The sequence below is a fragment of the Pseudomonas sp. P5_A2_2 genome (assembly GCF_054177685.1).
In genome coordinates, this window is the sequence record NZ_JBGCUL010001084.1 from 1 (window position 1) to 1,439 (window position 1,439).

General features: G+C 59.0%; 1 protein-coding gene and 1 pseudogene. One reads left to right on the forward strand and one right to left on the reverse strand.

Features of this window, described 5'->3' with window-relative positions:
- Window positions 1-91, reverse strand: a pseudogene (locus ACXRVY_RS29015) (S-(hydroxymethyl)glutathione synthase); the annotation flags it as partial.
- A 559-nt stretch (window positions 92-650) separates the two neighbouring features.
- On the opposite strand from ACXRVY_RS29015, the gene ACXRVY_RS29020 reads away from it, so the two are divergent.
- Window positions 651-1,415, forward strand: a complete 765-nt coding sequence (locus tag ACXRVY_RS29020; RefSeq protein WP_458238958.1) for a tetratricopeptide repeat protein — start codon at window positions 651-653, stop codon at window positions 1,413-1,415.
- Window positions 1,416-1,439 lie beyond the last annotated feature (24 nt).

A 1,439-nucleotide genomic window follows, 5' to 3' on the forward strand; every position in this document is an offset into this window, starting at 1 on the left:
CACACAGGCATTGCAGGGTGCCACCTGTGAAATTCGCGGCGGCGGGTTGTATGCCATTGTCCAATGCAGGGTGAAGTTGCAAGGTGCTCATGCTGGCGTCTCCGTTTCAGGGTGTCAGACAAAAGTGCCTGGGGCCGTGCCCCAGACCGGTAGTTCGTCGGAACTCCATGGCCGCGCGGATCGATTTGCCTTCCTGCATCCGATCGAACCGCGGCGGATTTCGAAAAGGACACAGTGCATAAACGACTGACCTCCTTCGGTGCGACCGGTCGGTTACCCAGATCAAGAATAGTCTGTGATGACACCCCGAGCGCGGCCAGGACCCGCGCACGGGCGAGTGTGCCGAATTCAGATGGCATCCACGCACGTCAAAGGTTTTTCAGGTCTGCTTCTGGCCGTTTTCTGCCCAGCGTGAAGTGCAGCAACAGATCATGCTTAGATGTTGGGGTGGTAAAAAATGATACTGGTTGCGGCGGCCGTTGCGGCAGGAACTTCAGGGTATTGGCCAGGTCAATAGCGGCCCTGTATCGCAAATGCCGAACAGCGCTATGGTCTGTTTTACTGTAGGAGCTGGCTTGCCAGCGAAGAGGCCCGAAAGATAGATGGACAATTCAAGGCCACCTTCGCTGGCATGCCAGCGTCCGCCACTGATGCCAACCAAGCGTTTTCTGCCAGGTCTCATCCTGGCGTTCTGCGCCGTCGCGTCGCTTTGTTCGGTTGCTGCCGAGCGAAGAGCGCCCGCGCAAAGTAACAGCGCATCGACCACCCTGATCGAAACAGCCTCGCGGCAGTATGAAAATGGCCAGTTGGACCAGGCCGCCGCCACGTTGGAGCGTGCTCTGCATATCCAGCCGAACAATCCCGCGACGCTGCATTACCTCGGTGTGTTGCGTCTTCAGCAGGGGCAGTACCAACAGGCTGRAACCCTGGCGGCTCGCTCGAACATGCGGGTCGGTCGCAACGTCGAGTTGCGCAACCGCAACTTCCAATTGATCCAGGCGGCGCAACAGGCCCAGTCTTCGGGTAGCCCACCCAATGCCAAAGAGGATCTGGTCGCAGTACAGAAGGGGCTGGAAGAGGATACCCAAAGGCGCCGCGAAGCAGAAAAGGCCGTTGCTGAACAATCCACTCCGGTCACTGGGCACGACGCTGGCAACTTCACTGTCGCAGAGACAGATCGGGTTGGGGAAGCACCGACGGATGGCAGAGCCGGGCCCGAAGGAAAATTGCAAATGGCTAATGTCGAGCCAGAGCGGGCGTATGCTGAGGTTGAGATTCCCCGCGGCCATATGCCGCCTCCGGGCAAATGCCGAATTTGGTTTCCTGATCGCCCGCCGGGGCATCAGCCCGCACCCGGCAAATGCAAGAAACTGCGATATCGGGTTCCGTCAGGGGCCTACCTGGTGCACGGTTGAGTTTGCGAGTGTGCACTTCTGGCC